Here is a 26,775-nt window from a genome sequence, read left to right on the forward strand (position 1 = left end):
CCCTGTGGTGGGGTGGTCAGCTCAGCTCGCGAGCCGCCGGCGCACGTCGTCCAGACGCCCGGCGATCGTGCCGTCGATGATCTCGTCCCCGATCTGGATCGACAGGCCGCCGATCGTTCCGGGGTCGATCTCGATGTTCAGGTGTACCTCGTGCCCGTACGCCGCGGCCAGAACCGCGGCGAGCCGGGTCCGCTGGTCCTCCGACAGCTCCGCCGGGGTGCGCACCAGCGCCACCAGGCGTTGCCGCCGCTGGGCGACGAGTCGGCCGTACTCGGCCAGCCCGCCTTCCAGGCTACGGCCTCGCGGGCGCAGCACCAGCTCGGTGATCAGCGCCAGCGCGGAGGCGGTGACCTTGCCTTCCAGCAGCGAGGCGACCAGCCCGCGCTTGCGGTCGTCGGGCAGCGCGGGGCTGGTCAGCGCGGCGCGCAGCTGCGGCTCGCCCTCGATGACCCGGGAGAAGCGGAACAGCTCGTCCTCCAGGTCGTCCAGGCGACCCTCGGCCTCGGCCCGCGCGGCCTCGGCGGTGACCGCCAGGACCTCGATGGCGTCGGACAGCTCCGCGGGGCTGGACCAGCGCAGCCGCACGGTGTCGGCCACCAGGTCCAGCGCCGCCGACGAGATCTTGCCCTCCAGCAGGACGTGCATGAGCCGGGCCTTGTCGGCCCCGTCGCGCGCCGGGTCGGACACGGCCCGGCGCAGCCCGTGCTCGCGGTCGATCAGGTGCAGCACGGCGAACAGGTCGCCGCCCAGCGCCGTCAGGTCCGCCCCGGGGATGACGGCCTCCAGCCGCTCGCGCACCTCGGCCAGCGAGGCCCTGCTCACCGCTCCGGTGATGGTCATGACGAGATCCGCTCCTGGGTGCGGGCGCGCTCCTCGAGCTCCTCGAGGAACCGGTCGACCACCCGGCTCTGCCGAGCGCTGTCCTGCAGGGACTCGCCGACCACGCGGCCGGCCAGCTCGACGGCCAGCGCCCCGATCTCAGCGCGCAGCTGCTGGAGCGCCTGCTGCCGGTCGGCCTCGATCTGGGCGTGCGCGGCCTCGATGATGCGGCGCGCCTCCTCCTGGGCCTGCTCCCGCATCTCGGCGATGATCTGCGCGCCCTGCTCCTTGGCCTCCTCGCGGAGCCGGGCGGCGTCGTGCCGGGCCTCGGCGAGCTGGCGCTTGTAGGCCTCCAGCGTCTCCTTGGCCTCCTCCTGCGCCGCCTCGGCGCGCTTGAGGCCGCCCTCGATGGCCTCGGTGCGCTCGGCGAGCGTCTTCTGGATCTGCGGGACCAGCTTCCAGCCGACCAGGATCAGCACGATCGCGAACGCGATCGAGCCGAACACCAGCTCCGAGGCGTGCGGAAGCAGCGGGTTGCCGTGCCCGCCCTCCTCGGCCGCCACGGCGGCCGCCAGCAGTTTGCTCATGAGGGTTCCGCCTTCCTGTCAGTGAATGGTGGAAGGACTACGGGTGCACGAACGGCACAACGAAACCGATGAGCGCCAGCGCCTCGGTGAGCGCGAAGCCCAGCAGCATGTTCTGCCGAATGGTGTTGTACAGCTCGGGCTGGCGGGCGATGGCCTGCACGCCCTGGCCGAAGATGATGCCCACGCCGATACCCGGGCCGATGGCGGCCAGACCGTACGCGACCGCGCCGAGGCTGCCGGTGATCCGGTCGTCGCCAGCGAGAACGTTGACGGCTTCAGCGAGCATGTGGCTCTTCCTTTTCCAGTCGGCCGGTGGGCTGCCCACCGGAGCTTGCTTGCGGTTACGAGTGCGAAGTCTGTCGGGTCCGGGGGTCCGTCAGTGGTCGGGGTGCAGGGCGCCGCCGATGTAGGAGGCGGCCAGCAGGGTGAAGATGAACGCCTGCAGCGCCTGCACGAAGATCTCGAAGGCCGTCATGATGATGGTCATCACGAAGCCGAGCAGGCCGAGGGAGGCGCCGAGCGGGGTGAGCTTCTCGAACAGGAACCAGTAGGCGACCGTCGCGAAGAACGCGATGATCAGGTGGCCGGCGAACATGTTGGCGAAGAGCCGGACCGCGTGGGTGAACGGCCGCAGGATGATGTTCGACAGCAGCTCGATCGGCGACAGGATGACGTACAGCCACGCGGGCAGGCCCGGCGGGAACATCATGTTCCGGAAGTAGCCGACCAGGCCCTGCTCCTTGATGCTCAGGAAGATCATCAGCACGTACACGACCGCCGCGGGGACGATCGCGAACGCGATGTGCGACGGCGCGGGCAGCTGCATGACCGGGACCACGCCCATCAGGTTCATCACGAGGATGAAGAAGAACGTGGACATCAGGAACGGCATCCACTTGTCGCCGTCCTTGCCGATCAGCGGCCGGGCCAGCTGGTCGCGGACGAACAGGTAGCCGACCTCGCCGACGTTCTGCACGCCGCGCGGGACCAGCTTGGGCTTGCTGAACGCCGCCCAGAAGAAGCCGCACACGATGATCACGGACAGTGCGACGATCAGTGTCGGCTTGGTCAGCCACGACGGGGCGCCGTGCCAGAGGGGACCCCATTCGAAGATCTCGGTGCCCGGGGCCTGGAACTCGTTTCCGCCCTCGGCGGCGAGGAGTTGTCGCGCGCTCACGCGGCAGTCCCTTCGTCAGTGACTCGCAGGTCGGTCAGTACTACACGTGCGTGCCCGAGGACGGTGCCATGCCCGTGGTGGACGTGGCCGCTGTCGGCCGGTCCACGGTCGGCAGGTCCACAGTCGGCGGCGGTCGACTCCGCCGTGGGCGCGGTCAGCGACCGTAGCGGTGGTAGACCAGGTAGAGCGCGAGAGCAAGGCCCACCACGACGCCGATGGGGAGCAGCGCCGAGGTGCCCAGCCAGCGATCCAGCAGCCAGCCGAGACCGCCGTAGACCGCCATCCCGCTCAGCAGGTAGCTGGGGATGGACCAGGCGGCGTTGGCGAAGGCTCGATGGTCCGCGTCGGACTCCGGATCGGGCCGTTGCCCCTCCTTGCTCATCGCAGGACGGACCATAGCAGGCGACCCCCCGGATGGTCATATTGGAGTAGGCCCTTACGGTCAAGATCGCCCGCTCCCGCATCATGGGCTCCGGTCACGGGTGACACCGGGGGCTCCGGCCGGGTCCAGGGACAGAGTCTTGATCTTCATGGTGGCGCGCGCCTCGGCCACGACCCACACCAGGGTCAGCGCGATGACCGACCAGGCGAAGGCCGCGGTGTTCCACAGCGTGACGCCGTCCAGCACCGCCACCAGGGCCAGCATCGCCACGACCTTGCCCAGGTAGCTGAAGATCGCGGCGGCGAACATCATCTGCGGCGAGATGCGGGCGGCGTACCCGACCGCCAGCACGCTGATGGAGAAGAAGGCGAGCACGACCACGGTGCCGAGCGCGGCGCCCAGCGCGCCCTTGGCCCCGGCCAGCGGCACGGCCGCCGCGACGGCGGCGAGGCCGGCGAGGCCGGACGGGATCGCGGCGCCGCGGAGGATCCGGGCGTCGGAAGAGTGCATGAGGGCTCCGGCTGGTCACGTAATGTGTTCGTCCCTTGCTCGTGAAAGGTATCACAAGCGTCCGGAACGTCCACAATTACCCTTGGCATAACGCCGCGCCGCGGCGCCGTGCCGTACGCCGAGGTCGCGCGCGCACCACGGACTGTAGCCCACGTCTCGCACTGGAACGTCCAAAAGCGGCCCCGCGCGGCAGATCGTCATCCCACCGCAACGGATCGGACCAACGGATCGGACCAACGGATCGGACGGAGCCGGACCGTCCCGGCCGTCCGCCATGCGGGCGGATGCCGCTCGGTGCTCCGCGGATCTCCCGCGACCGCGTTCGCGGCGCCGCCGCGCGGGATCAGGCGGGCTGGCGGGGCCGCGCCGCGGTCGCCTTCCCGGGAGCCCGGGACCGCCCGCGCATCCGCGGCATGCCGATCATCATCACCACCCCGGCGACCGCGACCACGCCGGTCACCGACACCACCAGCGGCACCGAGTTGGTGAACGACAGCGCCACCAGGCTGGAGGCCAGCAGGCCCACCCAGAAGTACATGATCAGCACGGCCCGGCGGTGCGAGTGGCCGAGCTCCAGCAGCCGGTGGTGCAGGTGCTGCTTGTCCGGGGCGAACGGCGACTTGCCCTGGTTGGTCCGCCGCCACACCGCCAGCAGCATGTCGATGAACGGCACCGCCGCCACCGCCGGGATGAGCAGGATCGGCACGTAGAAGGGGAACAGCCGGTAGGTGCCGATGACCGCCGGGTCGAAGTTGCCGGTCAGCATGATCGTGGAGGCGCTGAGCAGCAGCCCGATGAGCATCGACCCGGTGTCGCCCATGAAGATCCGGGCCGGGTTGAAGTTGTGCGGCAGGAAGCCCGCGCACATCCCCACCAGCACCGCCGCGGTCAGCGTGGCCGCGCTCAGCGTGATCAGCTTGAAGTCGATCGCCACCAGGTAGGCGTAGGAGAACAGCGCCAGCGCGGCGATCCCGACCACCCCGGCGGCCAGGCCGTCCAGCCCGTCGATGAAGTTCACCGCGTTGATCGTCGCGACGACCAGGAACACCGTGAGCGGCACGCCGTAGGCCGGGGGCAGCGACAGCGACGTGCCGTTGGGCAGCGGGATCACGTACAGCTGGATGCCCTGCATGATGAAGATCCCGGCGGCCGCGACCTGCCCGGCGAACTTGGTCAGCGCGTCCACGCCCCACCGGTCGTCGAAGATCCCGACCAGCACGATCAGCCCGCCCGACAGCAGCAGCGCCCGGTGCACGTTGACGTCGCCGTCGGCCAGCACCCGGCGCATCGCCGGCAGCCCTCCGGCCGCCGCCAGCGCGGCCACCATCCCGCCGAACATCGCCAGCCCGCCCAGCCGGGGCGTCGGGATGACGTGCACGTCGCGGTCCCGGGGCGCCGTCTGCGCGCCGAACCACACCGCGAACCGGCGGACGACGGGGGTGAGCAGGTAGGTGACGAGTGCGGCGATGAGAATCGTCAGCAGGTACTCCCGCACGCCGCACGCCTCCCCTCACCGGGCTGTTCCGCCGCCGCCCCACGGTACGCCGCGCGCACCGCCCGGGTTTCACGTCACACGGGACGGCGTCGACGGCGATGCGGCCGGACCTGACAACAAAACAGATGTCCGCCGGACGCGATCGGTTCGCACCGGCGGTTCACCGCCCCACTTTATTCCCCTCGCCCGGCCGCCGTCGTGTGATCCGCATCCGGAACCGGTGGAGGCAGACGACGGCGCTCCCCACGGCGGCCGCCCCGACCCCCGCCATGCTCGCGTCCCCGATCGAGACGGCCCACGCCCCGTGCGCCCTGACCTCGTCCGCCACGTCCGCCACCACCAGCGCGCCGCCGAGGACGGCGAGCAGGGCCCCTCGCTCCACCGGCACGGCCTGCGACCTGCCCGGCCCGGCCTCCAGCCCGATCGGCGCGGCCCTCGCGCCGCGGGCGGCCGCCGCGACGCCGGCCAGGGAGAGTGCGAGCAGCCCGGCCCCGGCCCAGGTGACCGCCCAGTGCGGCGGGGCGTGCCGCGGCGGCGGCACCGTGATCGCCCCCTTGGGCAGCCGCACCGTGATGAACATGCTCTCCCGCGGACGCAGCGCGCTCTGGGTGAACTCGATCGCGTAGGGGCCGTCGCGGTCCCGCAGGCACGGGGTGCCGGCGGCGCTCGTCCCGGCACGGCACCGCGCCTTGCGCAGCACCACCGGGGCCTCCACCCGCACGGCGGCCTCCCGGATCGGCACCTCCCACGCCCCGCCGAGAGCGTCCCAATTCAGCTCATCGTGAACATCTCCCGGCGTGAACGCCCCCGTCACCGTGTACTCGATCACGTACGCCTGCCGGCCCCGGACGGCGCGGTCCTCGTCCCCGACGCTGATCAGCAGGTCGTGCCACCACCGGCGGGTCCGCGGCCGCGCCGGGGCCCCGGTCGACGAACTGGCCCGCACGCCGCGGATCTCGTACAGCCGGTCGCCGATCCGGTACGGCAGCCGCCGGACGATCCCGTGCGCGCCGCCCGCGTCGAAGTCGTAGGTGATCGTCTCCCGCACGTGCAGATCGCCGTTCGTGGCGATCGTCAGGACGACGTCGTAGGCCGGGATGCTCTCGAACTCCTCCGGCCCGAGGTCCGCGCCCGCCGGATGCGCGTCGGCCCGGTCCGCGCCGTCCCCGCCCGGCTGCGACCGCGCGGCCGCCGCGCACGGCGGCGCCAGGAGGGTGAGCAGCACGAGACCGACGATCGTCGGAAGAACACCGAGAGCGACCGTCCGCGCCCGGCCCCGGCCACGCACGAGAGGCATACTGTCACCGCCCGACACGCACCATGGTCGTAATGACGCTATTACTCTCCGCAGTCGGCGGCCTCTCCCCGTCCAGGTTACGTCCCATGGTCGATGCGTGACCATGAGAAGGACGACACGACACCCCGCGGCGGACGCCCTGCACCGAAAGGAAGGTTCAGGCGGGCGGGTTCTCTAGGAATGCATGACGACCTTTCCTGGCGAACGTCTTCGTCTGCGCCGGCATCGAACTCTTCGCCTTCCCGGCGGCACCATGGCCGCGCATGGAATGCGACACGTCGCCAATGCAGTCGTCGTCAGACCGCCGTTATCAAGACTCGATTTCGCGGCCGCGGGCGCGCAGCCTGTTCGTGGACGACCAGTGGCGCCCGCAGCGTCAGGGGGGCCGACGGGACGTTCGCGCGAACCGCAGCGCGCATCACATCGCCGGGTCGACAGCCAGGCCCGGGAACCGATCTGCAGAGCGCGACCGTGCAGGTCCTGACCACCGGAAAGGACTGACCGCACACAGCGCGGTCCACATCTCCCATCGGCGGTAGGCCGACCGACCGGACCAATCAGAAGCGATACGACCGGTGCTTCAGCGCGGTTCTCACCGGCCATCCGGACGCACGCGAATGCAGCGTCGCTCCTGTCACAAAACGCACCATCCAGTGCGCACGCCGACAGAAAATCGTGCGATCGGACGCCTCGGCTGGCTTCTTCCGTGCCCTCTCCCAGGGCGGCGATTACGCGGCGGATTACTTCGTCTCGTCCTTCTTAAGGGACGATTCGACAGGAGACTCGGCCTTTTGCTCAGCCTTCTTCTCGGCGGATTCCTCGCCCTTTTCATCGGCCGGGGCGGACTTGTCCAAGGATACGGCGGCCGACTCCTTCGCAGGCGATTCGCCCGTCTCGTTCCCGTCGTCCACGTCGTCCTTGTCGTCCTCGTCGGTCAGCAGGACGCCCACCACGGCGCGGATCTTGTCCTCGGGGATCGCCCCGGGGCGCAGCAGCCGCGGGATCGACCCGGTGAGGTCCACGATCGTCGACGGCGGGCCCTCGCCCGCCGGGCCGTCGTCCAGGTACACCGACACCGCGTCGCCCAGCATCTTCTCGGCCTCCTCGACCGAGCGGGCCGCGGGACGGCCGCTGAGGTTGGCGCTGCTGACGGCCAGCGGGCCGGTCTCCTTGAGCAGCTCCACGGCCAGCTCGTGCATGGGCATCCGCACCGCGACGGTGCCCTTGGTGTCGCCCAGGTCCCACACCAGGTTCCGGTTGGCGCGGCAGACGAGCGTCAGGGCGCCGGGCCAGAACTCGTCGATGAGGTCCTGCCCGTACAGCCCGAGGTCCTCCACGAGCGCCGTGGCGGCCCGTACGGAGCCCACGAGCACCGGCGGGGGCATCTCCCTGCCGCGGCCCTTGGCGTTGAGCAGGGCGGTCACGGCGGCCGGGGTGAAGGCGTCGGCGCCGACGCCGTACACGGTGTCGGTGGGCAGCACGATCAGCTCTCCGCGCCGCACCGCCGAGACCGCCTCGGCGATCCCCCGGGTGCGCTCCATGGGGTCGGCGGCGCAGTCATAACGTCGGCTCACGGTGCTCATCCTTCCATGTCCGCACCGCCGCCCGGCCCCGCCCCGGACGCGGCGTCAGTCGCTGCCCAGGCGGGCGGTGACGAAGCGGTCGCGGTTGGTCAGGTCGCGGCGGTTGCGCACGTCGCGCCAGCCGTTCTCCTCGGCGAAGATCCAGTAGACGGCGTTGCCCTGCTGATCGCTGTGCTCGACCGCCGCGTACCCGCCGGGCCGCAGCAGCCGCCGCGCCGTCCGCTCCACCACGCGGATGGCGTCCAGGCCGTCGTCGCCCCCGCCCCACAGCGCCGCCGCCGGGTCGTGGTCGCGCACGTCCTTGGGCACGTGCTCCCACTCGGACATCGGGATGTACGGCGGATTGCTGATCACCAGGTCGACGGTGCCGTTCAGCTCGGCCAGCGCGGTGGCGAAGTCGTCCAGGTGCAGCCGGACCCGGCCCCGCTCGTCCAGCTCCTCGACGTTGCGGGTGGCGTGGACGAAGGCGGTGGGGTCCTTCTCCACCGCGTGCACGCGCGCCCGCGGCGCCTCCAGGGCGATGGACAGCGCGATCGCCCCCGAGCCGGTGCCGAGGTCGACCACCAGGGGGTCGCGCACGTCCATGTCGCGCAGCGTCTCCAGCGCCCAGCCGACCATGACCTCGGTCTCCGGACGCGGGATGAACACCCCCGGGCCGACCTTCAGCTCCAGGTAGCGGAAGTACGCGCGGCCGGTGATGTGCTGCAGCGGCTCGCCCGCCTCGCGCCGCGCCACGTACTCCCAGAAGCGGGCGTCGAACGCGGCGTCGGGCACGGTGTGCAGCTCGCCTCGGGGCACCCCGTGCACCGCGGCGGCCAGCTCCTCGGCGTCGGCGCGGGGCGAGGCGGCCCCGGCGTCGGCCAGCCGCGCGGTCGCCCGTGCGACCTCGTCGAGCAGCAGGTTCATGATGACGGTTGCGCCTCGTGGGCCTGTCCCGCCTCGGCCAGTCTGCGCTTCATGTCGGCGTCCACCAGCGCCTGCGTGACGTTGTGCAGATCGCCGTCCAGGACCTGGTCGAGGTTGTACGCCTTGTATCCGACGCGGTGGTCGGAGATGCGGTTCTCCGGAAAGTTGTACGTGCGCACCCGTTCGGACCGGTCGACGGTGCGCACCTGGCTCTTGCGCTCGGCCGCCGCCGCCGCGTCCGCCTCCTCCTGCGCCATGGCCAGCAGCCGGGAGCGCAGGATCCGCATCGCCTGCTCCTTGTTCTGCAGCTGGCTCTTCTCGTTCTGGCAGGAGACGACGACGCCGGTCGGGATGTGGGTGATCCGCACGGCCGAGTCGGTGGTGTTGACGCTCTGCCCGCCCGGCCCGGACGAGCGGTACACGTCGATGCGCAGGTCGTTCGGGTCGATCTCGACCTCGACCTCCTCGGCCTCCGGGGTGACGAGCACCCCGACGGCGCTGGTGTGGATGCGGCCCTGCGACTCGGTGACCGGCACCCGCTGCACGCGGTGCACGCCGCCCTCGTACTTCAGCCGCGTCCACACCCCCTCCTCCTGGCCCGGACGCGACTTCACCGCGACGGTCACGTCCTTGTAGCCGCCCAGGTCGGAGGGGTGCGCGTCGAGGATCTCGGTCTTCCAGCCGGAGCGCTCGGCGTAGCGCAAGTACATCCGCAGCAGATCCCCGGCGAACAGGGCCGACTCCTCGCCGCCCTCGCCCGCCTTGATCTCCAGGATGACGTCCTTGCCGTCGTTGGGGTCGCGCGGCAGCAGCAGGCGGCGCAGCCGCTCGGTCAGCTCGTCGCGGCGCCGCTCCAGCTCCTCGGCCTCGGCGGCGAACGCGGGGTCCTCCCCGGCCAGCTCGCGCGCGGCCGCCAGGTCGTCCTCGACGGCGGTGATCTCCCGCTGGGTCTCGACGATCGGCCGGAGCTCGGCGTAGCGGCGGCCCAGCCGGCGCGCCAGGGCCTGGTCGGCGTGCACACCCGGGTCGGCGAGCCTGGCCTCGATGTCGGCGTATTCGCGGATGAGATCGTCGATCTTCACGGTGTCGTCGTCTCCGGCCTGGTGGCGGCCTTCGAGCCGGCGGACCGGCGGCGCCCGCGGTACGGCCGGGGCCGGAACGTCGATCGGGGCCCGAGGGTCGGCCGGGGCCGGGAGGTCGGCCGGGGTGGGATGGTCGGTCGGACTACTGCGGCGGGGCGGCGGAGCCGGACTTCGAACGGCCCGGGAACACGCGTCGTCCCCGGGCCGGTCTCGGTCGCTCCGCTCACCCCTTCTTGCGGCCCGCCTTCTTGCCGAAGCGCTGCTCGAAGCGGGCGACGCGGCCGCCGGTGTCCAGGATCTTCTGCTTGCCCGTGTAGAACGGGTGGCAGCTGGAGCACACGTCGGCGTGGATGACGCCGTTCTCGGCGGTGCTTCGGGTCTCGAAGGTGTTGCCGCACGTGCACGTCACGGTCGTGACGACGTACTTAGGGTGAATATCGGGCTTCATGCTTCTCCTCGCCTCGGAGCGGTCGCCGGGCGCTCTCCCCGGTGCCCGTCAGGTTGATCTGGGAGGCGTGAACCGGTACCGCAGCGGTTGCACTCCAAGTGTGCCAGATCCCCGAACGTGCCGAGGTCATCGGGCATTCCCGAGCCGGGGTCGCCGCGCCGCGGCGTACCTGAGAATCCGCAGCCCATCGCACGCATCCGGGGGGGAAGTGTTCCCCGCGTGGGCCGCCCCAAGCGCCCGCAATGAGCGTGCGCGGGTGACATCTCCTGACATGCGCATGGACGGGACTGCAGGGCGCGGCATGGCGCAACGGGCACGCCCACGCTGTCAGTGCGGGCGCCCACCGCGCTCCGCGTCGCGCTCGCCCTCGACGGCCGGACGATCGCGATGCGCGGCCTCGCCGACGGCGGCCGTCCTCGAGCCGCCGGGCGTCTCCGGTCGCGGAGGGACGCCTCCGCCGCGCGGTCAGGACGCGTTGCGGCCCAGGTAGGTCAGCACCGCCATGACGCGGCGGTGGCCGCCCTGGGCGGGCTGCAGTCCCAGCTTCATGAAGATGTTGGAGATGTGCTTCTCCACGGCGCCCTCGGTGACGACGAGCTTCTCGGCGATCGCCGCGTTGGAGCGGCCCTCCGCCATCAGCGCCAGCACCTCGTGCTCGCGGGGGGTGAGGGCGGCCAGCGGGTCCCCGGTGCGGCGGCGGCCGAGCAGCTGGCCGATCACCTCCGGGTCGATCACGGTGCCGCCCGCGGCGATCCGGCGCACCGCGTCGATGAAGTCGGCCACGTCGGACACCCGCTCCTTCAGCAGGTAGCCCACGCCCTCGGCGCCGCCGCCGATCAGGTCGGTGGCGTAGCGCTCCTCCACGTACTGCGACAGCACCAGGATGGGCGTGCCGGGCCGGCGGGCCCGCACCTCCAGGGCGGCGCGCAGGCCCTCGTCGGTGAAGGAGGGCGGCATCCGCACGTCCACGATGGCCAGGTCGGGTCGGTGCTCCTCCACCGCCGCCAGCAGGCCCGGCCCGTCGCCGACCCCGGCCGCCGTCTCGATCCCGGCGTCCGCCAGCAGCCGGACGAGCCCTTCCCGCAGCAGCACCGAGTCTTCGGCGATCACCACCCGCATGCCATCGATTATCGTCGCGCCCGGCCCCCGCCGGGCGCGGCCTACCACGTGCAGGGCAGGTCCGCGCGGACGACCGTGGGGCCGCCGACGGGGCTGTCGACGGTCAGCAGCCCGTCGATCGTGGCGGCGCGATCGGCCAGCCCCGCCAGCCCGCCGCCCGGACGCGCCACCGCGCCGCCCACGCCGTTGTCGGTGACCTCGACGACCACCCAGCCGTCCTCCCGGGCGACCCGCACCGTGGCGAGGGTCGCCCGCGCGTACTTGGCGATGTTGGTCAGGCACTCGGCGACGATGAAGTAGGCGATGCTCTCCACCGCGGCGGGCGGACGCTCCGGCAGGTCCACCGCGACCTCGACGGGCACCGGCGCCCGCCCGGCCAGCCCGGAGATCGCCGCGTCCAGGCCCCGGTCGCTCAGGATCGCCGGGTAGATGCCGCGGGCCAGGTCGCGCAGCTCGGCGATGGCCTCCTTGGTGCCCTGGTGCGCCTGCTCGATGAGCGCCCGCGCGCCCTCGGGGTCGTCGTCGAGCTTGGCGCGGGCGCGGCCGATGTCCATGGCCACCGCCAGCAGCCGCTGCTGCGCGCCGTCGTGCAGGTCGCGCTCGATGCGGCGGCGTTCGAACTCGGCGGCGTCCACCCCGCGCGCCCGGCTGGCCTGCAGCCGCTCGGTGCGGGCCCGCAGCTCGCGGTTCTCGGCCTGCGAGGCGCTGGGGCCGAGCAGCACCCGCGCCAGCACCGCGTGCCCGATCGCCAGCCCGCGCACGGCGTACAGGGACAGCGCCAGCATCACGAGCCCCACCGGCACCGCCGGCAGCGCGCCCAGCGGGTTCTGCACCCAGAACGACACGACCGCGAAGTTGACCTCCACGCCCCCGCCCGAGAACGCCGTGATCACCGGCAGGAACAGCAGCACGCCGGTCGCCGACCACATCGCCACCGCGGCGGCGAACTCCACCAGCGACAGCGGAAACCGCAGGAACAGGTAGACCAGGTCCTTCCAGGTCGCCGGATCGGCGGCCATGACCTTCAGCTTGGCCAGCGGGTCGCGCCCCCTCGGCAGCGGCCGGTACGGCGTCGGGATCTCGATCCCGAACGCCAGCCGCGCCAGCGTCCGCTCCAGCACCGCGGCCACCCGCCACAGCACCATCATCGCGGCGAGCATCGGGATGCCCACCCAGATGAGGACCAGCGCGGTGGACAGGGTCAGCCCCACGACCAGGCCGACGAACCAGGTGAGCCCGAACGCCAGGCTGACCGCCTGGTACACCGCCGACCGCCAGACCAGCCCGGACCGCGCCATGGGCAGCGGACGCCATGGCAGGTCAACGATCGAGGCCCCGCCGCCCCTCATCTCGCCCACATCGACCTCCGTCCCGGGTTCGCCGTCACGAGCCAGCCTGCCCGCGCGCCGATCCCGGGACCATGGAGCGCTCCGCCAGATCCGGGGTGGGGCTATCCCCACCCCGGTTCGGACGCGAAGCGACCGTCATGCCGGACGGCGGACGTCCCGGCCCCGCGCACGGACGGTCGGGAAGGGGGTGGTCGTCGCGCGCACCGCGACGACCCCCGTCACGCACGGGTCGGTGACTTCGCGGTTTCGAGGGGGCGCGCACGCCCCCGCGGCCTTCGGAAGGTCAGCGGTCGTCGGCGACCGTGGTCTTCTGGACCTGCAGCAGGAACTCGGCGTTGGACTTGGTCTCCTTCATCTTCTCGATGAGGAGCTCCAGCGCCTGCTGGGTGTCCAGGGCGTGCAGCACGCGGCGCAGCTGCCACACCACGCGCAGCTCCTCCGGCGGCATGAGGATCTCCTCCTTGCGGGTGCCGGACGCCTCCACGTCCACCGCGGGGAAGATCCGCTTGTCGGCGAGCTGCCGGTTGAGCTTGAGCTCCATGTTGCCGGTGCCCTTGAACTCCTCGAAGATGACCTCGTCCATGCGGGACCCGGTCTCCACCAGCGCGGTGGCGAGGATGGTCAGCGAGCCGCCGTTCTCGATGTTGCGGGCCGCGCCGAAGAACCGCTTGGGCGGGTACAGCGCGGTGGAGTCCACACCACCGGACAGGATGCGGCCCGACGCGGGCGCGGCCAGGTTGTACGCGCGGCCCAGACGGGTGATCGAGTCGAGCAGCACGACCACGTCGTGGCCCAGCTCCACCAGCCGCTTGGCCCGCTCGATGGCCAGCTCGGCGACCGTGGTGTGGTCCTCGGCGGGACGGTCGAAGGTCGAGTGGATCACCTCGCCCTTCACCGACCGCTGCATGTCGGTGACCTCTTCGGGCCGCTCGTCCACCAGCACCACCATCAGGTGGCACTCGGGGTTGTTCTTGGTGATCGCGTTCGCGATCGCCTGGAGCACCATGGTCTTGCCGGCCTTGGGCGGCGAGACGATCAGACCGCGCTGGCCCTTGCCGATCGGCGACACCAGGTCGATGATCCGCGTGGTGAGCACGTTCGGCTCGGTCTCCAGGCGCAGCCGCTCCTGCGGGTACAGCGGCGTCAGCTTGGAGAACTCGACGCGGTTCTTGGCCTGCTCGGGCTCCATCCCGTTGATGGTGTCGACCCGGACCAGCGCGTTGAACTTCTCCCGCCGCTCGCCCTCGCGCGGCTGCCGCACGGCGCCGGTGATGACGTCGCCCTTGCGCATGCCGTTCTTGCGGACCTGGGCCAGGGAGACGTACACGTCGTTGGGCCCGGCCAGGTAGCCGGTGGTGCGGATGAAGGCGTAGTTGTCGAGGATGTCCAGGATCCCGGCGACCGGGATGAGGACGTCGTCCTCGTTGATCACCGGCTCCTCGTAGCGCTCGCCGCGGCCCCGGCCGCGGTTGCGCTCGCGGAACCGGCGGCCCCGCCGGCGGCCGCCGCCCTCGTTGTCGTCGTCGGACGACTGGCCCGAGCCCTGGCCGCCGCGCTGGCGGCCCTGCTGGTCGCGGCCGTTGCGGCCGCGCTGGCGGCCGCCCTCGCGAGCGCCGTCGCGGCCCCCGTCGCGCCCGCTCTGGGTCTCGCCGTCCTCGCCGTCGGCCTTGCCGCTGTGCGCCGCGGCGGGCCGCTCGGCGTCGCGCTCGCGGTCGCCCTTGCCGTCGGCCTTGCCGTCGCCCTTGGCGCCGCCCTGGTCGGCCTTCTCGGCGGACTGGTCGCCCTTGTCGGCCTTGTCCGAGGCCCTGTCGGCGGGCTTGTCCGACGGCGTGTCGGACGCCTTGTCCGCGGCCTTGGCGGCCCCGTCGTCGGAGGTCTTGTCCGACGCGGCGTCCGCGGCGCCGGCGGTCTCGGTGCTGATGGTGGTCTGGCCCTCGGCGGCGTCGCGCTTGGCGGCGGACGAGCGGCTGCGGCGCGGGCGCTCGGTCTTGGTGGCAGCGGCTCCCTGCTCGCCCCCGGCCGAGCCCTCCGCCTGGGCGCCGCCCTGCTTCTCCTGGATGGCGGCGATGAGCTGGCTCTTGCGCATCCCGGTCGTGCCGGTGATGCCGAGGCTGGACGCGAGCGCCTTCAGTTCAGGAAGCACCATGGCCGAAAGGCCGGTGCCGGACCGGCGACGCCGGGGGGTGGCACGCTCCGCGGGGGCCTCGGTGTTCTCGCCGGCCTCGGCGGCAGGTGCCTTGCTCGTTGCGTCCGTAAGGAGTTCGCTGGATTCGCTCACTAAGGGTCCTTCCCAGGGAGCGGGTGTAGGCCGATTGGCGGCCAGGCAACCCGGTGGTGCGGCCCGGCGGGGGCGCCGAGTCGGGCTCCGCGGATCACGATGGGGCCGCGATCTGCGTTTTCTGGGCACAGCCAGATGATGGTCGAAACGGTTCTCGCGTCGTCCCCGCTACCGCCACGTCCGTAGTATCGCTGGAACGGCTGACAACGGGATGTCACGGTGTCGGGAAGCCTAGTACGCGGGACCGACACGACCGAAGGGCCGAACAGGTGACGCGTGGCTGACAAGCGCACGGCCCCGAACGGGGCATCTGGTGCGGCAATCAGCCTAACATCACCAGGGCGCACTGCTATTCCCCAGAGGTCGATGTCTTCGCATTTTACCTAGCTGGATCGTTGCACCCCGCCGGAGCGCCGCACCAGCCCCCATCCCCCTCGCGCGGCGTCACGGCCGTCCGGACGTCGGGATCCAGGAACGTCCGCGCCCTCTCAGGGCCGGATGCCGGGACCGTCGGAACCATCGGGCTGAACGCGGGCACCTTGGGGGGCGACGTCCAGCGGGTGTTTGTGCCACCCATTACCCACTTCCGGGCCCATCGAATCAACTTGTGATGCGGTTGTGAAGGCCAGGACAGTAGGACCTGCCCCTGAAATCACCGCGGGAACGCCCTTGGCGCGGAGTGTTTCCACCAACGCGGCCGATTCCGGCATGGCGGGAGCCCGGTACGACTGATGCAGGCGGTCCTCGGTCGCGTCCAGCAGCACCTCGGGGCCGAGCCCCTGGGTGAGCGCGGCGATGAGCAGGGCGGCGCGCCCCGCGTTGGCGGCGGCGTCGGCGTGCGGCACGCTGTCGGGCAGCAGCCCCCTCGCGCGCTCGGTGGCCAGCCGCGTCTCCGGCACGAACGCCACGACCTGCTCGACCTTGGGGTCGAGCCGGACGAGGCGGGGCCCCGACGGGGTGGTCCACGCGACCGTGAGGCCGCCCGCCAGGCACGGCGCGACGTTGTCGGGATGCCCTTCGATCTCGGTGGCCAGCGCCAGCGCCGCGTCGTCGTCCAGCAGGTGCCCGTGGGGGTGCAGGCGACGGGCGGCGACGACGCCCGCGACGATCGCGGCGGACGACGAGCCCAGCCCTCGGCTGTGCGGGATGCGGTTGACGCAGCGCAGCCGGAGCCCCGCCCAGTCCGTCCCGACGGCGGCGGGCGCGCGCTCGTCGATCGCCTCGAACGCCCGGCGCAGGGTGCTGACGATCAGGTGCCTCTCCCCGCGCTCGGCCACCTCGGCGCCCTCGCCGTCCACCTCGATGGACAGGCCGGTGAAGCGCCGGCCGTCGACGTCGACGTCCACCTCGACGTCGTCGTACAGGCTCAAGGCCAACCCGAGCGAGTCGAACCCGGGGCCGAGATTGGCGCTGGTCGCCGGCACCCGCACCCGCACCGGCCCCCGGGCCGTCCCGGCGCGGCTCACGCCAGGCCCAGGGCGGACGCGGCGGCGTGCGCGTCCACCTTCACCGTCGTGGGGGCGGGCGCGCCGGAGATCGCCCAGTCGGGGTCCTTGAGGCCGTTGCCGGTCACGGTGCACACCACTCGGGAGCCGCGCGGCACGATCCCCTGCTCGGCGGCCTGCAGCACCCCCGCCACGCTCGCCGCCGACGCGGGCTCGACGAACACGCCCTCCTCGCGGGCCAGCAGCCGGTAGGCGGCCAGGATCTGCCGGTCGGTGACGGCGTCGATCGCGCCGCCCGACTCGTCGCGCGCCGCGACCGCCAGGTCCCACGACGCCGGGTTGCCGATGCGGATCGCGGTCGCGATCGTCGACGGGTTGGCCACCGGCCCGCCGCGGACGAACGGCGCGGCCCCGCTGGCCTGGAAGCCCAGCATGCGCGGGGTCTTGGACGCGACGCCGTCGGCGGCGTACTCCTTGTAGCCCATCCAGTAGGCGGAGATGTTGCCGGCGTTGCCGACCGGCAGGCAGTGGACGTCGGGCGCGTCGCCCAGCGCGTCCACGATCTCGAACGCGGCGGTCTTCTGCCCCTGCAGGCGGAAGGGGTTGACCGAGTTGACCAGCGCCACCGGGTAGTCCACGGCGAGCTTGCGCGCCAGCTCCAGGCAGTCGTCGAAGTTGCCGTCCACCTGCAGCAGCCGGGCGCCGTGCACCAGCGCCTGCGCGAGCTTGCCCATGGCGATCTTGCCTTGCGGGACGAGCACCGCGCAGGTCATGCCCGCCCGCACCGCGTACGCCGCGGCGGACGCGGACGTGTTCCCGGTGGACGCGCAGATCACCGCCTTGGCGCCGTCCTCGGCGGCCTTGCTGATCGCCACCGTCATGCCGCGGTCCTTGAACGACCCGGTGGGATTGGCGCCCTCCACCTTCAGATGGACGTCGCAGCCGGTCAGCTGGGAGATCCGCGGGGCGGGCACCAGCGGCGTGCCGCCCTCCCGCAAAGTGATCACCGGGGTCCGGTCCGTCACCGGGAGCCGGTCGCGGTACTCCTCGATCAAGCCGCGCCACGCGCGGGCGGTCCCGTTCACTGTCGCTCCTTGGATGACCTGCGGTCTTGCGCAAAGTCTAGAGCCCCGGCACGGCCCGGGGCCGCTTGACGTGCCCGTTCGCACGGGCCTGTCCGGTGTCCGCCGCCAGGCGCGTCACCGCCTCGAGCGCGTCCGCCCGCGCGGGCGAGGCCGCCGCCCCGCGGCGGCCGCCCGTCCACCGCCGCCGCGGACGCTACTCGTCGGCCTCGACGCGCATGACGCTGGACACCTTCCGGACGATGTCGAGGCGGCGCAGCCCGTCCACCGTCGCCGACAGCGCGGCGTCCGGCGCGCGGTGCGTCACCACGACGAGCTTGGCGTCGTCCCCGAGCCCGACCTGCCGCACCGCCTGGATCGACACGCCGTGCCGCGCGAACTCCTCGGCGACCGTGGCGAGCACGCCCGTCTGGTCGGCCACGTCGAGCTGGATGTAATAGCGGGTGACGGTCTCCCCCATCGGCAGCACCGGCAGCTCGGCGTAGGTCACCTCGACCGGGCCGGACGCGCCGCCCACCAGGTTGCGGGCCACCGCGACCAGGTCGCCGAGCACCGCCGACGCGGTGGGCGCGCCGCCCGCGCCGGCGCCGTAGAACATCAGCGAGCCCGCCGACTCGGCCTCGACGAACACCGCGTTGTACGCCTCGCGCACGCTGGCCAGCGGGTGCGACCGCGGGATCATCGCCGGATGCACCCGGACCGACACGCCGCGCCCGTGGCGGCCGGCGCCGCCGTCCTCCGCGGGCACCCGCTCGCAGATGGCCAGCAGTTTGACCACGCTGTCCATCTCCTTGGCCCCGGCCACGTCCGCGCTGGTGACCTCGGTGATGCCCTCGCGGTGCACGTCGGCGGCGCTCACCGGGGTGTGGAAGGCCAGCTGCGCCAGGATCGCCGCCTTGGCCGCCGCGTCGAACCCCTCCACGTCGGCGGTCGGGTCGGCCTCGGCGTACCCGAGCGCCTGCGCCTCCTCCAGCGCCTCGTTGAACCCGGCGCCGTGGGTGTCCATCTGGTCGAGGATGTAGTTGGTGGTGCCGTTGACGATGCCGAGCACCCGGTGCACGTGATCACCGACCAGCGACTCGCGCAGCGGCCGCAGCAGCGGGATCGCCCCCGCCACCGACGCCTCGTAGTACAGGTCCGTCCCGTACTCGCGGGCGGCGGCGAACAGCGTCGCGCCGTCCTCGGCCAGCAGCGCCTTGTTCGCGGTGATCACCGACTTGCCGGACTTCATCGCCTCCAGCAGCAGCGTGCGGGCGGGCTCGATGCCGCCGATCACCTCGATGACGATGTCCACGTCGTCCCGGGTGACCAGGGTGTGGGCGTCGGTGGTGAGCAGCGCGGGGTCCACGCCCTGGCGGACCCGGTCCGGCCGCCGCACCGCGATCCCGGCCAGCTCCAGCGGCACGCCGACCCGTGCGGCCAGGTCGTCGGCCTGGTCGCGCAGCAGCCGCACCACCTCGGTGCCGACGACGCCGCAGCCGAGCAGCGCCACCTTCAGCCGCCGAGGCGTCCCCCGCCCAGGTTTCACACTCCTACCTCCGCATCCAGCCGCAACAGGTCCTCGTCGGTCTCCCGGCGGACGATGACCCGCGCCTCCCCGTCGCGCACCGCCACCACGGCGGGTCGGGGCACGTAGTTGTAGTTGCTGGCCATCGAGCGACAGTACGCACCGGTGGCCGCCACGGCCACCAGGTCGCCCACCGAAAGATCTTTCGGCAACCACAGGTCGCGCACGACGATGTCGCCGCTCTCGCAGTGCTTGCCGACAAGTCTGCTGAGCATGGGGGCCGCGTCGGACTCGCGGCTGGCCAACACGCACGTGTACTCGGCGCCGTACAGGGCGGTGCGGATGTTGTCGCTCATCCCCCCGTCCACCGAGACGTAGGTGCGCAGGCCCTCCACGTCCTTGACGGTGCCGACCTGGTACAGGGTAACGCCGCCCGGCCCCACGATCGCCCGGCCGGGCTCCACGGTGAGTCGCGGCATGGCCAGCCCGTACGCGCGGCACTCGCGCCCCACGATCTCCCTCAGCGAGTCGGCGATCGCCTTGGGGTCGTGCGGCTCGTCCCCCGGGACGTAGGCGATACCGTAGCCGCCGCCCAGGTCGAGCTCGGGCAGCTCCAGACCGTGTTCATCGCGAATCTTTACCAGCAGCTCGGCCAGCCGGTGCGCCGCCACCTCGAAGCCGTCGGTGTCGAAGATCTGCGAGCCGATGTGGGAGTGCAGCCCCACGAGCTCCAGCTGGCTGAGCGCCAGCACCCTGCGGACGGCCTCCAGCGCGGCCCCCGAGCTGCGGGAGAACCCGAACTTCTGGTCGTCGTGGGCCGTGGCGATGAACTCGTGGGTGTGCGCCTCGACCCCGGTGGTGACCCGCACCATCACCTTGGGCCGGACGCCGCGCTCCTGGGCGAGATAGCCGAGCCGCGCGATCTCCTCGAAGGAGTCGACGACGATGCGTCCGACCCCGGCGTCCAGCGCCTTCTCCAACTCGGCGAGGGACTTGTTGTTCCCGTGAAAGGTGATGCGTTCGACCGGGAAGCCCGCCGCCAGGGCCACGGCCAGCTCGCCCCCCGAGCACACGTCCAGCCCCAGCCCCTCCTCGTGGAGCCAGCGCGCGACGGCCGTGCACAGGAACGCCTTGCCCGCGTAGTGCACCTCCCCGTCATGGAAGGCGGCCGCGTACTCCCGTGCGCGCGCCCGCACGTCTTCCTCGTCGTAGACGAACAGGGGCGTGCCGAACCTCTCCGCCAGCTCCCGCACGTCGACCCCGCCCACGTGCAGCACGCCGTTCTCCCGCTTGGCGCTGCGCGGCCAGATCCGGGGCTCCAGCGCGTTCAGATCGTCCGCCGGGGGCAGCGGGTGTTCTTCGGGCAGGACGTCGGCGTGCCTCGGTCCCGCGGGGTGCACTCTGCTCATATCCGCTCTCTAGGGGTCTCACCGATCACGTTCAGGCCGTTGCCGAGGGCGATGCGCGCGGCCTCCGCCAACGTCACCCGGGCCGCGTGCACCGCCCCGGGTTTCTCCTCGCCCTTCGGCAGCGCCGGGCACCGCTCGTGCACGTCGTGATAGGCACCGGCCAACCGTTCCAGATAACGCTTCAACGGCCGGGATCCTTGCCGGGCGCGCGCCGGCAGCTCGGCCAGCACCCCGATGAGCGCGAGCTCCTCCTCGGCGTCCAACCCCACGGGCTCCCCCGGATCCACCCCCAGATCCTTGGCCTGCCTCCGCACGGCCGCCGCACGCGCGTAGGCGTACCGCACGCAGAACCCGGGGTTGTCGAACGTCCGAGGCCACTCCGGCCACGGCGCGCCGCCGCCGACGGGCGGGGCGGCCCCGTACCGGGGCCCCTCCTCCACGATGCTGGTCAGCAGAGCCTCGGGCCTCGCCACACGGACCGTGACGAACCCCCGGTCGACGCCGATCTCGGCGATCCCCGGCGCGTCCTTGAGCCGCTCCGCCACGACCCGCGCCGGTATCCCCTTGCGCAGCGCGACCGGGCTGGCGTACCGGCCCGGCCCCACGCAGCGGAGCGCCACCTCGCCGGGGTCGGCCCCGGCGGCGGCCGCGAGGGCAGCGCACACATCGGCTGGAGTCACCCTCGTGAGACTATCTGACCACTATTTGGACACCGCGGCCAGCTTCCGCACCGTCTGGATCAGATGGTTGGGGTCGAACGGCTTGGTCACGTAGGCGTCCACGCCGATCTCCTCCCCCCGCCGCACGTCGTACTCCTGCGCCCGTGCTGTGATCATCACGACCTTGATGTGGCTCGTCGCCGGATCCTGCCGCAGCCGCACCGCGGTCACCCACCCGTCCAGCCGCGGCATCATCACGTCCAGCGTGATCACATCCGGCCCGACCTCGCGCACCTTGTCCAGGCAGTCCTGCCCGTCCACGGCCGTCGCGACCTCGAACCCCTCCAACTGCAGGTTCACGGCGATGAGCTGACGGATCACCTCATCGTCGTCCACGACCAGCACGCGTCCCAGTGGCTCGGTCACGGCCACGAAGGTAGTCGACTCCCCCCGTCCGCGCACGAAGAACGCTTAGGTGCGCGTCAGCCCGCCAATCCTGGTAGCCTTTACTCGCACCGAGCGCCCGCCCCCTTAGCTCAGGGGATAGAGCAACGGCCTCCGGAGCCGTGTGCGCAGGTTCGAATCCTGCAGGGGGCACCCAGAGGCGACCAGCCAGAACCCCGGTCGACCAGGCACAACGCCTGTCACCGGGGTTTCGTGCATCGGCGGCCGAGCGCCGCCGGAAGCCGCCGTGCGTCGGCGCCCCAGAGCATGCGCGGAACGGGGCAGGACCCCCTCCCACCAGCCCAAGTGATGGGGCCCGGCCCGAAACCCGACTCCTCCGCGCCAAGAGCGGCATTCATCCGCCCGCACCAGCGCCAGTCGTCAGCGTTGGATCTTTTGCAGCATCTTCCTGCCATCCCCCCGCCCGCTCGGCCACAACATCGGCGCAACCCCCAACTCCCCCCACACACAAGACCTCTACGTGACAGAGGTCATAGGGTCTGCGTGCGGGTAGCTGCACCGGTGCCGCCGTCAGCACCTTCGCTTGCGTCTTGTCTATGCCCTGCCGCAGCTTGGACGGCTGGCACTCGAGAACAACCGGCCAGTTTCCCGTGTTGTGGCCTGGGACAACTGGCAGAGCATGTCCGAGACAGGTGACACCGCAGGCGACCGTAGAGCGCCGCATACCGCGCCGCGTTCCATATGTGGTCCAGGCTGGATGCGGCGCGGGCACGGGGTCCCCGGCGCGCATCGCCGCATGGCCGGGCTTGCCGATCAGCGCCCCGGTCCGCTCGGGGACGGGCCGCCGCCCATGACGAGTGGGGCGTCGAGCCGGACGAGCTTCTCCTCCGGCGGCGGATCGGCGTCGGTCGGCGTGTGCACGGACGCGCGCAGGCGACCGAGGTGTGCAGGTTGCGCCCGACGACCATGGCGACCCGCGGCCGATAGCGGGATCGCGTCGAACCAGTCTCCGCCCGCGTGGGGGTGAAAGCTGGGCCGGTTCACGCCACGTGGCGGCCGGCGGATCCTAGACAGGTAATTAGCTAATTGCCATAATACCTTCGTGCTGGATGTCGAGCTGGTCAAGGCACTGGCCAACGACAAGCGTCTGCTGATCCTCGAGTGGCTGCGCGACCCCGAGCGGCACTTCCCGCCGCAGCGCGACGGCGACCTGGTGCGCGACGGGGTCTGCTCGCTGTTCATCGCCCAGAAGCTGGGGGTGTCCCAGCCGACCTGCGGCGAGCATCTGCGCGTGCTCGCCCAGGTCGGGCTGATACGCGGCAAGAAGATCAAGCAGTGGGTCTTCTACCGGCGCGACGAGGATCGGATCGCACAGGCCAAGGAGTTGCTGAGCGGTGAGTGGTGAACTGGACGGCACGATCGCGGCTCCCGCAGAGAGCCGGTCCGGTCTCTACGAGCGTTTGATCGCGGACCTGGACGGCGCCGGGGCGCGCTACCGGCTGATCGACCATCCGCCCGAGGGACGCACCGAGGCGGTCAGCGCCCTGCGCGGGAACGACGTGTCCCATGCCGCCAAGTGCCTCATCGTCATGGTCAAGATCGGCAAGAGGCAGACCCGGTACGTGCTGGCCGTGGTGCCCGGTGACGCCCGTCTGGATCTGCAAGTGGTCAAGGAGCTCTTCGCGGGGACTTACGCCGCCTTCGCCAGCCGTGAGAAGGCCGAGGAACTGGCCGGCAGCCCCAGCGGAACCGTGCTGCCCTTCAGCTACCACCCCGACCTGGAGGTCATCGCCGATCCGGCGTTGTTGAAGGCGCCGGAGCTGTTCTTCAACGCGGCCCGGCTGGACCGCTCGATCGCCCTGGCCACCGACGATTACGTCCGACTCGCCAACCCCCGCCTCGCTCCTATCACCCTCTCCTGATCTGGGTGCCCCGAGGGGCGCGAATTGCTGTGCACTGGGAGGAAGCCGTGCCGCAGGCCGACTATGTCATTCACTACGAACCGCTTTTCAACGTCCTGGAGACCATGGACGTGCAGGCTCTGATCGACCAGGTCGATGAGCCCTGGTACAACCAGACCCTCGTCCAGGTCGGGGACGTGTGGGTCCGGCTGGGTGTCATGCAGGGCGAGTTCCACTGGCACAAGCATGACGAGCAGGACGAGTTCTTCTTTGTTTTGGACGGCAAATTCCTCATCGAATTGGAGGGGGCCGACACCGTCGAACTCGGACCCCGCCAGGCGTTCACCGTCCCCGCCGGAATGTTGCACCGGCCCGTCGTCCCGGTCCGCAGCGCCGTCCTGATGATCGAGAAGGCGGGGGTCAAGGCAACCGGCGACTGACGCAACGGCCCTACCGGGTCGCATGCGCCCTGCGGGGTCAGGTGTCGTCGAAGAGGCGGAGGCGGTGGGCGGTGGCGGCGGCCTCGCCGCGGCCGGTGACGCCCAGCTTGGCCAGGATGTTGGACACGTGCACGCTCACCGTCTTCACGCTGATGAAGAGCTTCTCGCCGATCTGCCGGTTGGTGTATCCCGCGGCCAGCAGCCGCAGCACCTCCGTTTCGCGATCGGTCAGCTTCAGGCGGTCCAGGGCGCCGTCCTGGGACGGGGCGTCCGGACTGAGCGTGAGATGCGCGTTGCGCGCCAGCACCTGGGCCTCCTCGAGCAGCGGCGCGGCGCCGAGGCGTTCGGCGGTTTCGGCGACGGTCCGCAGCCGGTCCGCCGCGCCGTGACGGTCTTTGGACGCCAGACAGCGTTCCGCAGCTCGAAGACGAGCGCAGGCGGCGTCATACGGCCGCTCTAGGCGATCCCAGTCGTCCGCCACCTGATCCCAGGCGTCTCCGGTGAGTTCGGCGGTGACGTGTGCCGCGTACTGCGCGCGCAACGGGGAGTCCGTGGGGAGACGGGTCAGAGCGGCGCGCAGCTCGGCCGTAAGGCGATCCTGCTGGGACTCGGTGGTCACCGGGCGGAGCAGTGCGGCGATGCGGGCGGCGGTCATCAGGAGGGGCCAGGCCGCGGCATCGTCGGCGGCGGCCAGCGCCTCTACGAGGACATCGCAGGCGTGTTCGGGCCGGTCGTCGTGGACGGCCAGCCAGGCCTGGAGCGCGGCGGTCTGCGGGCGGGACGGTCCGCCGCGCATCAGGGCTTCCGCCGATGCGGTCTCGGCGCGAACAGTCTCCCACTGGCCGCGCACCAGGGCCGTTTCCGCCAGGAGATGGTGCAGATCGGCGGCCACGGCTCCTTGCAGGTCGAGTTCGAGGGCGGAACGGAGCACCGTCTCCGCGTCGTCCCACTCGCCCATTGCGATGAGCGCCGCGCCGCGGCGGGCCGTCAGCAGGGCGCCGATGGTGCGGTCCAGGCCGGCCCGGTGGGCGGCGGCGAGACCTTCCCGGGCGGCATCGCACGCGTCAGGGTGCCGGCCGAGGGTGTTGTGGGTCAGGGCGATGTTGAGGCAGGCGCGGGCGACGCCGACGAAGTCGTCGTGGTCGCGTGCCAGGTCGCGTGCGCGGCCGAGGACGCGCAACGCTTCGTCGTGGTCGCCGGTGCCGGTGAGGGCCCAGCCCAGGGTGATGCAGGCGTTGGTCTCCAGTGCGGTGTCGCCGTGCTCGGCGGCCAGCCGGGCGGCCTCCGCCGCGGCGTCGCGTCCGCGTTCGGCCGCACCGTGCATGGTGAGCACGGCCGCGCTCAGGTTGAGGACGTGGGCGCGCGCCGGCCCGGTCACGGCGGGCAGCAAGGCCTGCGCCTCGTGGACGGCGGTGAGCGCGCCGTCGCGGCCGAGGTTCTGCAGGGCCAGGCCGCGCTGGCCGTGCAGCACCGCGACCCGTGCGGGCTCGTGGACGGGGTCCGCCTCGGCGAGCGCGCGGTCGATCAACTCGAGTGCCCAGAGCGGTTCCCCGGCCCAGTTCGCGGCCGCGGCGGCCGACTCGTACAGGGTGAGCCGGTCGGTTCCGTACCGCTCGGCCTCGGGCACCCGGGGCCATAGTTCCAGGGCGCGTTCGAGCAGTTGCGCCTGTTCGGCGTGGGCGGAGAGCCGCTCGGCGACGCGTGCCGCCTCCAGCGTGGCCGCCAGCGCCTCCGCGGCGGCGCCCGCACCGTGCCAGTGGAAGGCGAGCTCCGCGGCGTACCGGTCGGGCGGGACGAGTCCGCTGTCGGCGCGGAGCGCCTCGGCGTACGCGCGGTGCAGGCGTTTGCGCTCGGCGGGCAGCAGTTCCCCGACGACCGCTTCCAGGATCAGCCCGTTCGGGAACGCGTAGTGATCGTCCTCGGGGATCAGGACGCGGGCCTGGGCGGCGGCGCGCAACGCGTCCAGCAGCTCGACCTCGGGCAGCCCGGACGCGGCCGCGAGCAGGCCGTGGGGCACGCGGCGACCTCCCACCGCGGCCACGTCCACCAGCCGCCGCGCCTGCTCGGGCAGCTCGTGGACGCGGGCCAGGAGCAGGTCGCGCAGCGAGTCCGGCAGGGCCCCGTCCGCGGCGTGCGCGAGTTCCAGCGCGTACAGGGGGTTGCCGCCCGAGCGCCGGTAGACCCGGTCGGCGAACGCCGCGTCCTTCGCCTGGATCAGTTCGGCCGTCTCGGTCCGCGACAGCGGCTCGAGCGTCGCCCGGTGCACCCGGTCCAGGCGGGCCCAGCGGGCGAGGAACCGGCGCACCGGGTGCCCGGCGTCCAGGTCCGCGTGGCAGGTGACCACGAGCAGCACCGGGGCGGGACGGGGCGCCCGGACCAGCACCTCCAGCAGGTCGCGGGTGGACCGGTCGGACCACTGCAGGTCGTCGATCAGCAGCGCCGTGGGACGCCGTGCGCCGAGCCCGCGCATCAGCGCGGTGAACAGGTCGAACAGCCGGGCCCGCGGGTCGGGGCCGCGCTGGTCGGGATCGAGCTCGGGCAGCAGCCGCAGCAGCCCGTCCACGCCGGGCAGCAGCCGCCGCAGCTCGCCGGGGCCGGGGTCCTCCACGAGCTGGCGGAGCACCGCGGTGACCGGCGCCAGCGGCAGGCCCTCGGCGCCCATCTCGACGCACGGGCCGTGCAGCACCCGCATTCCGGCGTCCCCGAGGTCCGCTCCGACCTGCTTCAGAAGGCGGGTCTTGCCCATCCCGGGCAGGCCGGTCACCAGCACCGCGTGCGGATCGCCGCGTCGCGCCTCCCCGGCGGCGCGCATGACGACCCCTAGGACGTCCCGGCGTCCCACGTACGCGGTCACGCCCGGAGTCTAAGGCACCTCAGCCCGGATCTAAGGCGGCG

At 72.0% G+C, this 26,775-nt stretch carries 25 protein-coding genes and 1 tRNA gene; 4 read left to right on the plus strand and 22 right to left on the minus strand.

Annotated features, from left to right (window positions below; genetic code table 11):
* Positions 1 to 21: 21 nt before the first annotated feature.
* The 21 genes from AR3_RS07630 to AR3_RS07730 all read right to left on the minus strand — a co-directional run bounded on the left by AR3_RS07630 (position 22) and on the right by AR3_RS07730 (position 21,560).
* Complete coding sequence (locus AR3_RS07630) at positions 22 to 840, minus strand: F0F1 ATP synthase subunit delta (protein WP_067910620.1); 819 nt, start codon at positions 838 to 840, stop codon at positions 22 to 24.
* A complete protein-coding gene (locus AR3_RS07635; RefSeq protein ID WP_067910623.1) occupies positions 837 to 1,406 on the minus strand; it encodes a F0F1 ATP synthase subunit B in 570 nt (189 codons plus the stop codon). Before AR3_RS07635 ends, AR3_RS07630 begins: the two co-directional genes overlap by 4 nt.
* A gap of 37 nt (positions 1,407 to 1,443) precedes the next feature.
* Positions 1,444 to 1,692: an ATP synthase F0 subunit C gene (gene atpE, locus AR3_RS07640; RefSeq protein ID WP_067910626.1), complete on the minus strand. Its 249-nt coding sequence runs from the start codon at positions 1,690 to 1,692 to the stop codon at positions 1,444 to 1,446.
* 90 nt (positions 1,693 to 1,782) lie between these two features.
* Positions 1,783 to 2,583: a F0F1 ATP synthase subunit A gene (gene atpB / locus AR3_RS07645; RefSeq protein WP_067910628.1), complete on the minus strand. Its 801-nt coding sequence runs from the start codon at positions 2,581 to 2,583 to the stop codon at positions 1,783 to 1,785.
* A gap of 154 nt (positions 2,584 to 2,737) precedes the next feature.
* Positions 2,738 to 2,965, minus strand: a complete 228-nt coding sequence (locus AR3_RS07650; RefSeq protein ID WP_067910631.1) for an AtpZ/AtpI family protein — start codon at positions 2,963 to 2,965, stop codon at positions 2,738 to 2,740.
* 81 nt (positions 2,966 to 3,046) lie between these two features.
* Positions 3,047 to 3,475: a Cg1360 family ATP-synthase-associated protein gene (locus tag AR3_RS07655; RefSeq protein WP_067910634.1), complete on the minus strand. Its 429-nt coding sequence runs from the start codon at positions 3,473 to 3,475 to the stop codon at positions 3,047 to 3,049.
* Positions 3,476 to 3,818: 343 nt separating this feature from the next.
* Complete coding sequence (locus tag AR3_RS07660) at positions 3,819 to 4,970, minus strand: glycosyltransferase family 4 protein (RefSeq protein ID WP_067910637.1); 1,152 nt, start codon at positions 4,968 to 4,970, stop codon at positions 3,819 to 3,821.
* Positions 4,971 to 5,130: 160 nt separating this feature from the next.
* Positions 5,131 to 6,195 (minus strand): DUF2207 domain-containing protein, encoded by a 1,065-nt coding sequence (locus AR3_RS07665; RefSeq protein WP_067910640.1) that lies wholly within the window; start codon positions 6,193 to 6,195, stop codon positions 5,131 to 5,133.
* Positions 6,196 to 7,007: 812 nt separating this feature from the next.
* The gene (locus AR3_RS07670) at positions 7,008 to 7,841 is read right to left on the minus strand and encodes an L-threonylcarbamoyladenylate synthase (protein ID WP_083951065.1); all 834 of its coding nucleotides are present in this window, start codon (positions 7,839 to 7,841) and stop codon (positions 7,008 to 7,010) included.
* 54 nt (positions 7,842 to 7,895) lie between these two features.
* Complete coding sequence (gene prmC, locus AR3_RS07675) at positions 7,896 to 8,756, minus strand: peptide chain release factor N(5)-glutamine methyltransferase (RefSeq protein WP_067910646.1); 861 nt, start codon at positions 8,754 to 8,756, stop codon at positions 7,896 to 7,898.
* Positions 8,753 to 9,838: a peptide chain release factor 1 gene (gene prfA, locus AR3_RS07680; RefSeq protein WP_067910649.1), complete on the minus strand. Its 1,086-nt coding sequence runs from the start codon at positions 9,836 to 9,838 to the stop codon at positions 8,753 to 8,755. Before prfA ends, prmC begins: the two co-directional genes overlap by 4 nt.
* Before the next feature lie 223 nt (positions 9,839 to 10,061).
* Positions 10,062 to 10,286, minus strand: coding sequence for a 50S ribosomal protein L31 (rpmE, locus tag AR3_RS07685; protein WP_067910651.1), 225 nt, complete (start codon positions 10,284 to 10,286; stop codon positions 10,062 to 10,064).
* A 465-nt stretch (positions 10,287 to 10,751) separates the two neighbouring features.
* A complete protein-coding gene (locus AR3_RS07690; RefSeq protein ID WP_067910654.1) occupies positions 10,752 to 11,405 on the minus strand; it encodes a response regulator transcription factor in 654 nt (217 codons plus the stop codon).
* A gap of 41 nt (positions 11,406 to 11,446) precedes the next feature.
* Positions 11,447 to 12,754, minus strand: a complete 1,308-nt coding sequence (locus AR3_RS07695) for a sensor histidine kinase (RefSeq protein ID WP_067910726.1) — start codon at positions 12,752 to 12,754, stop codon at positions 11,447 to 11,449.
* A gap of 283 nt (positions 12,755 to 13,037) precedes the next feature.
* Entirely contained in the window at positions 13,038 to 15,032 is a 1,995-nt protein-coding gene (gene rho, locus AR3_RS07700) for a transcription termination factor Rho (protein ID WP_067910657.1), read from the minus strand.
* Between the two features lie 488 nt (positions 15,033 to 15,520).
* Complete coding sequence (thrB, locus tag AR3_RS07705; protein WP_067910660.1) at positions 15,521 to 16,498, minus strand: homoserine kinase; 978 nt, start codon at positions 16,496 to 16,498, stop codon at positions 15,521 to 15,523.
* Positions 16,495 to 17,562, minus strand: coding sequence for a threonine synthase (gene thrC / locus AR3_RS07710; protein ID WP_067910663.1), 1,068 nt, complete (start codon positions 17,560 to 17,562; stop codon positions 16,495 to 16,497). Before thrC ends, thrB begins: the two co-directional genes overlap by 4 nt.
* Before the next feature lie 193 nt (positions 17,563 to 17,755).
* Positions 17,756 to 19,051, minus strand: a complete 1,296-nt coding sequence (locus AR3_RS07715; protein ID WP_067910666.1) for a homoserine dehydrogenase — start codon at positions 19,049 to 19,051, stop codon at positions 17,756 to 17,758.
* A 32-nt stretch (positions 19,052 to 19,083) separates the two neighbouring features.
* Complete coding sequence (gene lysA, locus AR3_RS07720) at positions 19,084 to 20,475, minus strand: diaminopimelate decarboxylase (protein ID WP_067910669.1); 1,392 nt, start codon at positions 20,473 to 20,475, stop codon at positions 19,084 to 19,086.
* Complete coding sequence (locus AR3_RS07725) at positions 20,472 to 21,155, minus strand: DALR anticodon-binding domain-containing protein (RefSeq protein ID WP_083951059.1); 684 nt, start codon at positions 21,153 to 21,155, stop codon at positions 20,472 to 20,474. The genes lysA and AR3_RS07725 overlap by 4 nt, the downstream gene beginning before the upstream one ends.
* Positions 21,156 to 21,176: 21 nt before the next feature.
* Positions 21,177 to 21,560 (minus strand): response regulator transcription factor, encoded by a 384-nt coding sequence (locus AR3_RS07730; RefSeq protein WP_390098246.1) that lies wholly within the window; start codon positions 21,558 to 21,560, stop codon positions 21,177 to 21,179.
* 99 nt (positions 21,561 to 21,659) lie between these two features.
* Here AR3_RS07730 and AR3_RS07735 point away from each other — a divergent pair.
* From AR3_RS07735 to AR3_RS07750, 4 genes are all read left to right on the plus strand, one after another.
* A tRNA-Arg gene (locus tag AR3_RS07735) sits at positions 21,660 to 21,731 on the plus strand.
* Positions 21,732 to 22,641: 910 nt separating this feature from the next.
* On the plus strand, positions 22,642 to 22,944 hold the full coding sequence (locus AR3_RS07740; RefSeq protein ID WP_067910676.1) for an ArsR/SmtB family transcription factor: 303 nt from the start codon (positions 22,642 to 22,644) through the stop codon (positions 22,942 to 22,944).
* Entirely contained in the window at positions 22,934 to 23,461 is a 528-nt protein-coding gene (locus AR3_RS07745; protein ID WP_067910679.1) for a YbaK/EbsC family protein, read from the plus strand. The genes AR3_RS07740 and AR3_RS07745 overlap by 11 nt, the downstream gene beginning before the upstream one ends.
* A gap of 47 nt (positions 23,462 to 23,508) precedes the next feature.
* Positions 23,509 to 23,880, plus strand: a complete 372-nt coding sequence (locus tag AR3_RS07750) for a cupin domain-containing protein (protein ID WP_217998484.1) — start codon at positions 23,509 to 23,511, stop codon at positions 23,878 to 23,880.
* A gap of 37 nt (positions 23,881 to 23,917) precedes the next feature.
* On the opposite strand, the gene AR3_RS32565 is transcribed toward AR3_RS07750, so the two are convergent.
* A complete protein-coding gene (locus tag AR3_RS32565) occupies positions 23,918 to 26,734 on the minus strand; it encodes an ATP-binding protein (RefSeq protein WP_067910685.1) in 2,817 nt (938 codons plus the stop codon).
* Between the last annotated feature and the right edge of the window lie 41 nt (positions 26,735 to 26,775).

Source organism: Actinomadura rubrobrunea NBRC 15275, from assembly GCF_001552235.1.
GTDB lineage: Bacteria > Actinomycetota > Actinomycetes > Streptosporangiales > Streptosporangiaceae > Spirillospora > Spirillospora viridilutea.

Excerpts from the sequence above, each read along its gene's own strand:
- AR3_RS07630 (WP_067910620.1), bottom strand. The coding sequence starts at position 840 with ATGACCATCACCGGAGCGGTGAGCAGGGCCTCGCTGGCCGAGGTGCGC.
- AR3_RS07635 (WP_067910623.1), bottom strand. The coding sequence starts at position 1,406 with ATGAGCAAACTGCTGGCGGCCGCCGTGGCGGCCGAGGAGGGCGGGCAC.
- atpE (WP_067910626.1), bottom strand. The coding sequence starts at position 1,692 with ATGCTCGCTGAAGCCGTCAACGTTCTCGCTGGCGACGACCGGATCACC.
- AR3_RS07650 (WP_067910631.1), bottom strand. The coding sequence starts at position 2,965 with ATGAGCAAGGAGGGGCAACGGCCCGATCCGGAGTCCGACGCGGACCAT.
- AR3_RS07655 (WP_067910634.1), bottom strand. The coding sequence starts at position 3,475 with ATGCACTCTTCCGACGCCCGGATCCTCCGCGGCGCCGCGATCCCGTCC.
- prmC (WP_067910646.1), bottom strand. The coding sequence starts at position 8,756 with ATGAACCTGCTGCTCGACGAGGTCGCACGGGCGACCGCGCGGCTGGCC.
- rpmE (WP_067910651.1), bottom strand. The coding sequence starts at position 10,286 with ATGAAGCCCGATATTCACCCTAAGTACGTCGTCACGACCGTGACGTGC.
- AR3_RS07690 (WP_067910654.1), bottom strand. The coding sequence starts at position 11,405 with ATGCGGGTGGTGATCGCCGAAGACTCGGTGCTGCTGCGGGAAGGGCTC.
- AR3_RS07695 (WP_067910726.1), bottom strand. The coding sequence starts at position 12,754 with ATGAGGGGCGGCGGGGCCTCGATCGTTGACCTGCCATGGCGTCCGCTG.
- lysA (WP_067910669.1), bottom strand. The coding sequence starts at position 20,475 with ATGAGCAGAGTGCACCCCGCGGGACCGAGGCACGCCGACGTCCTGCCC.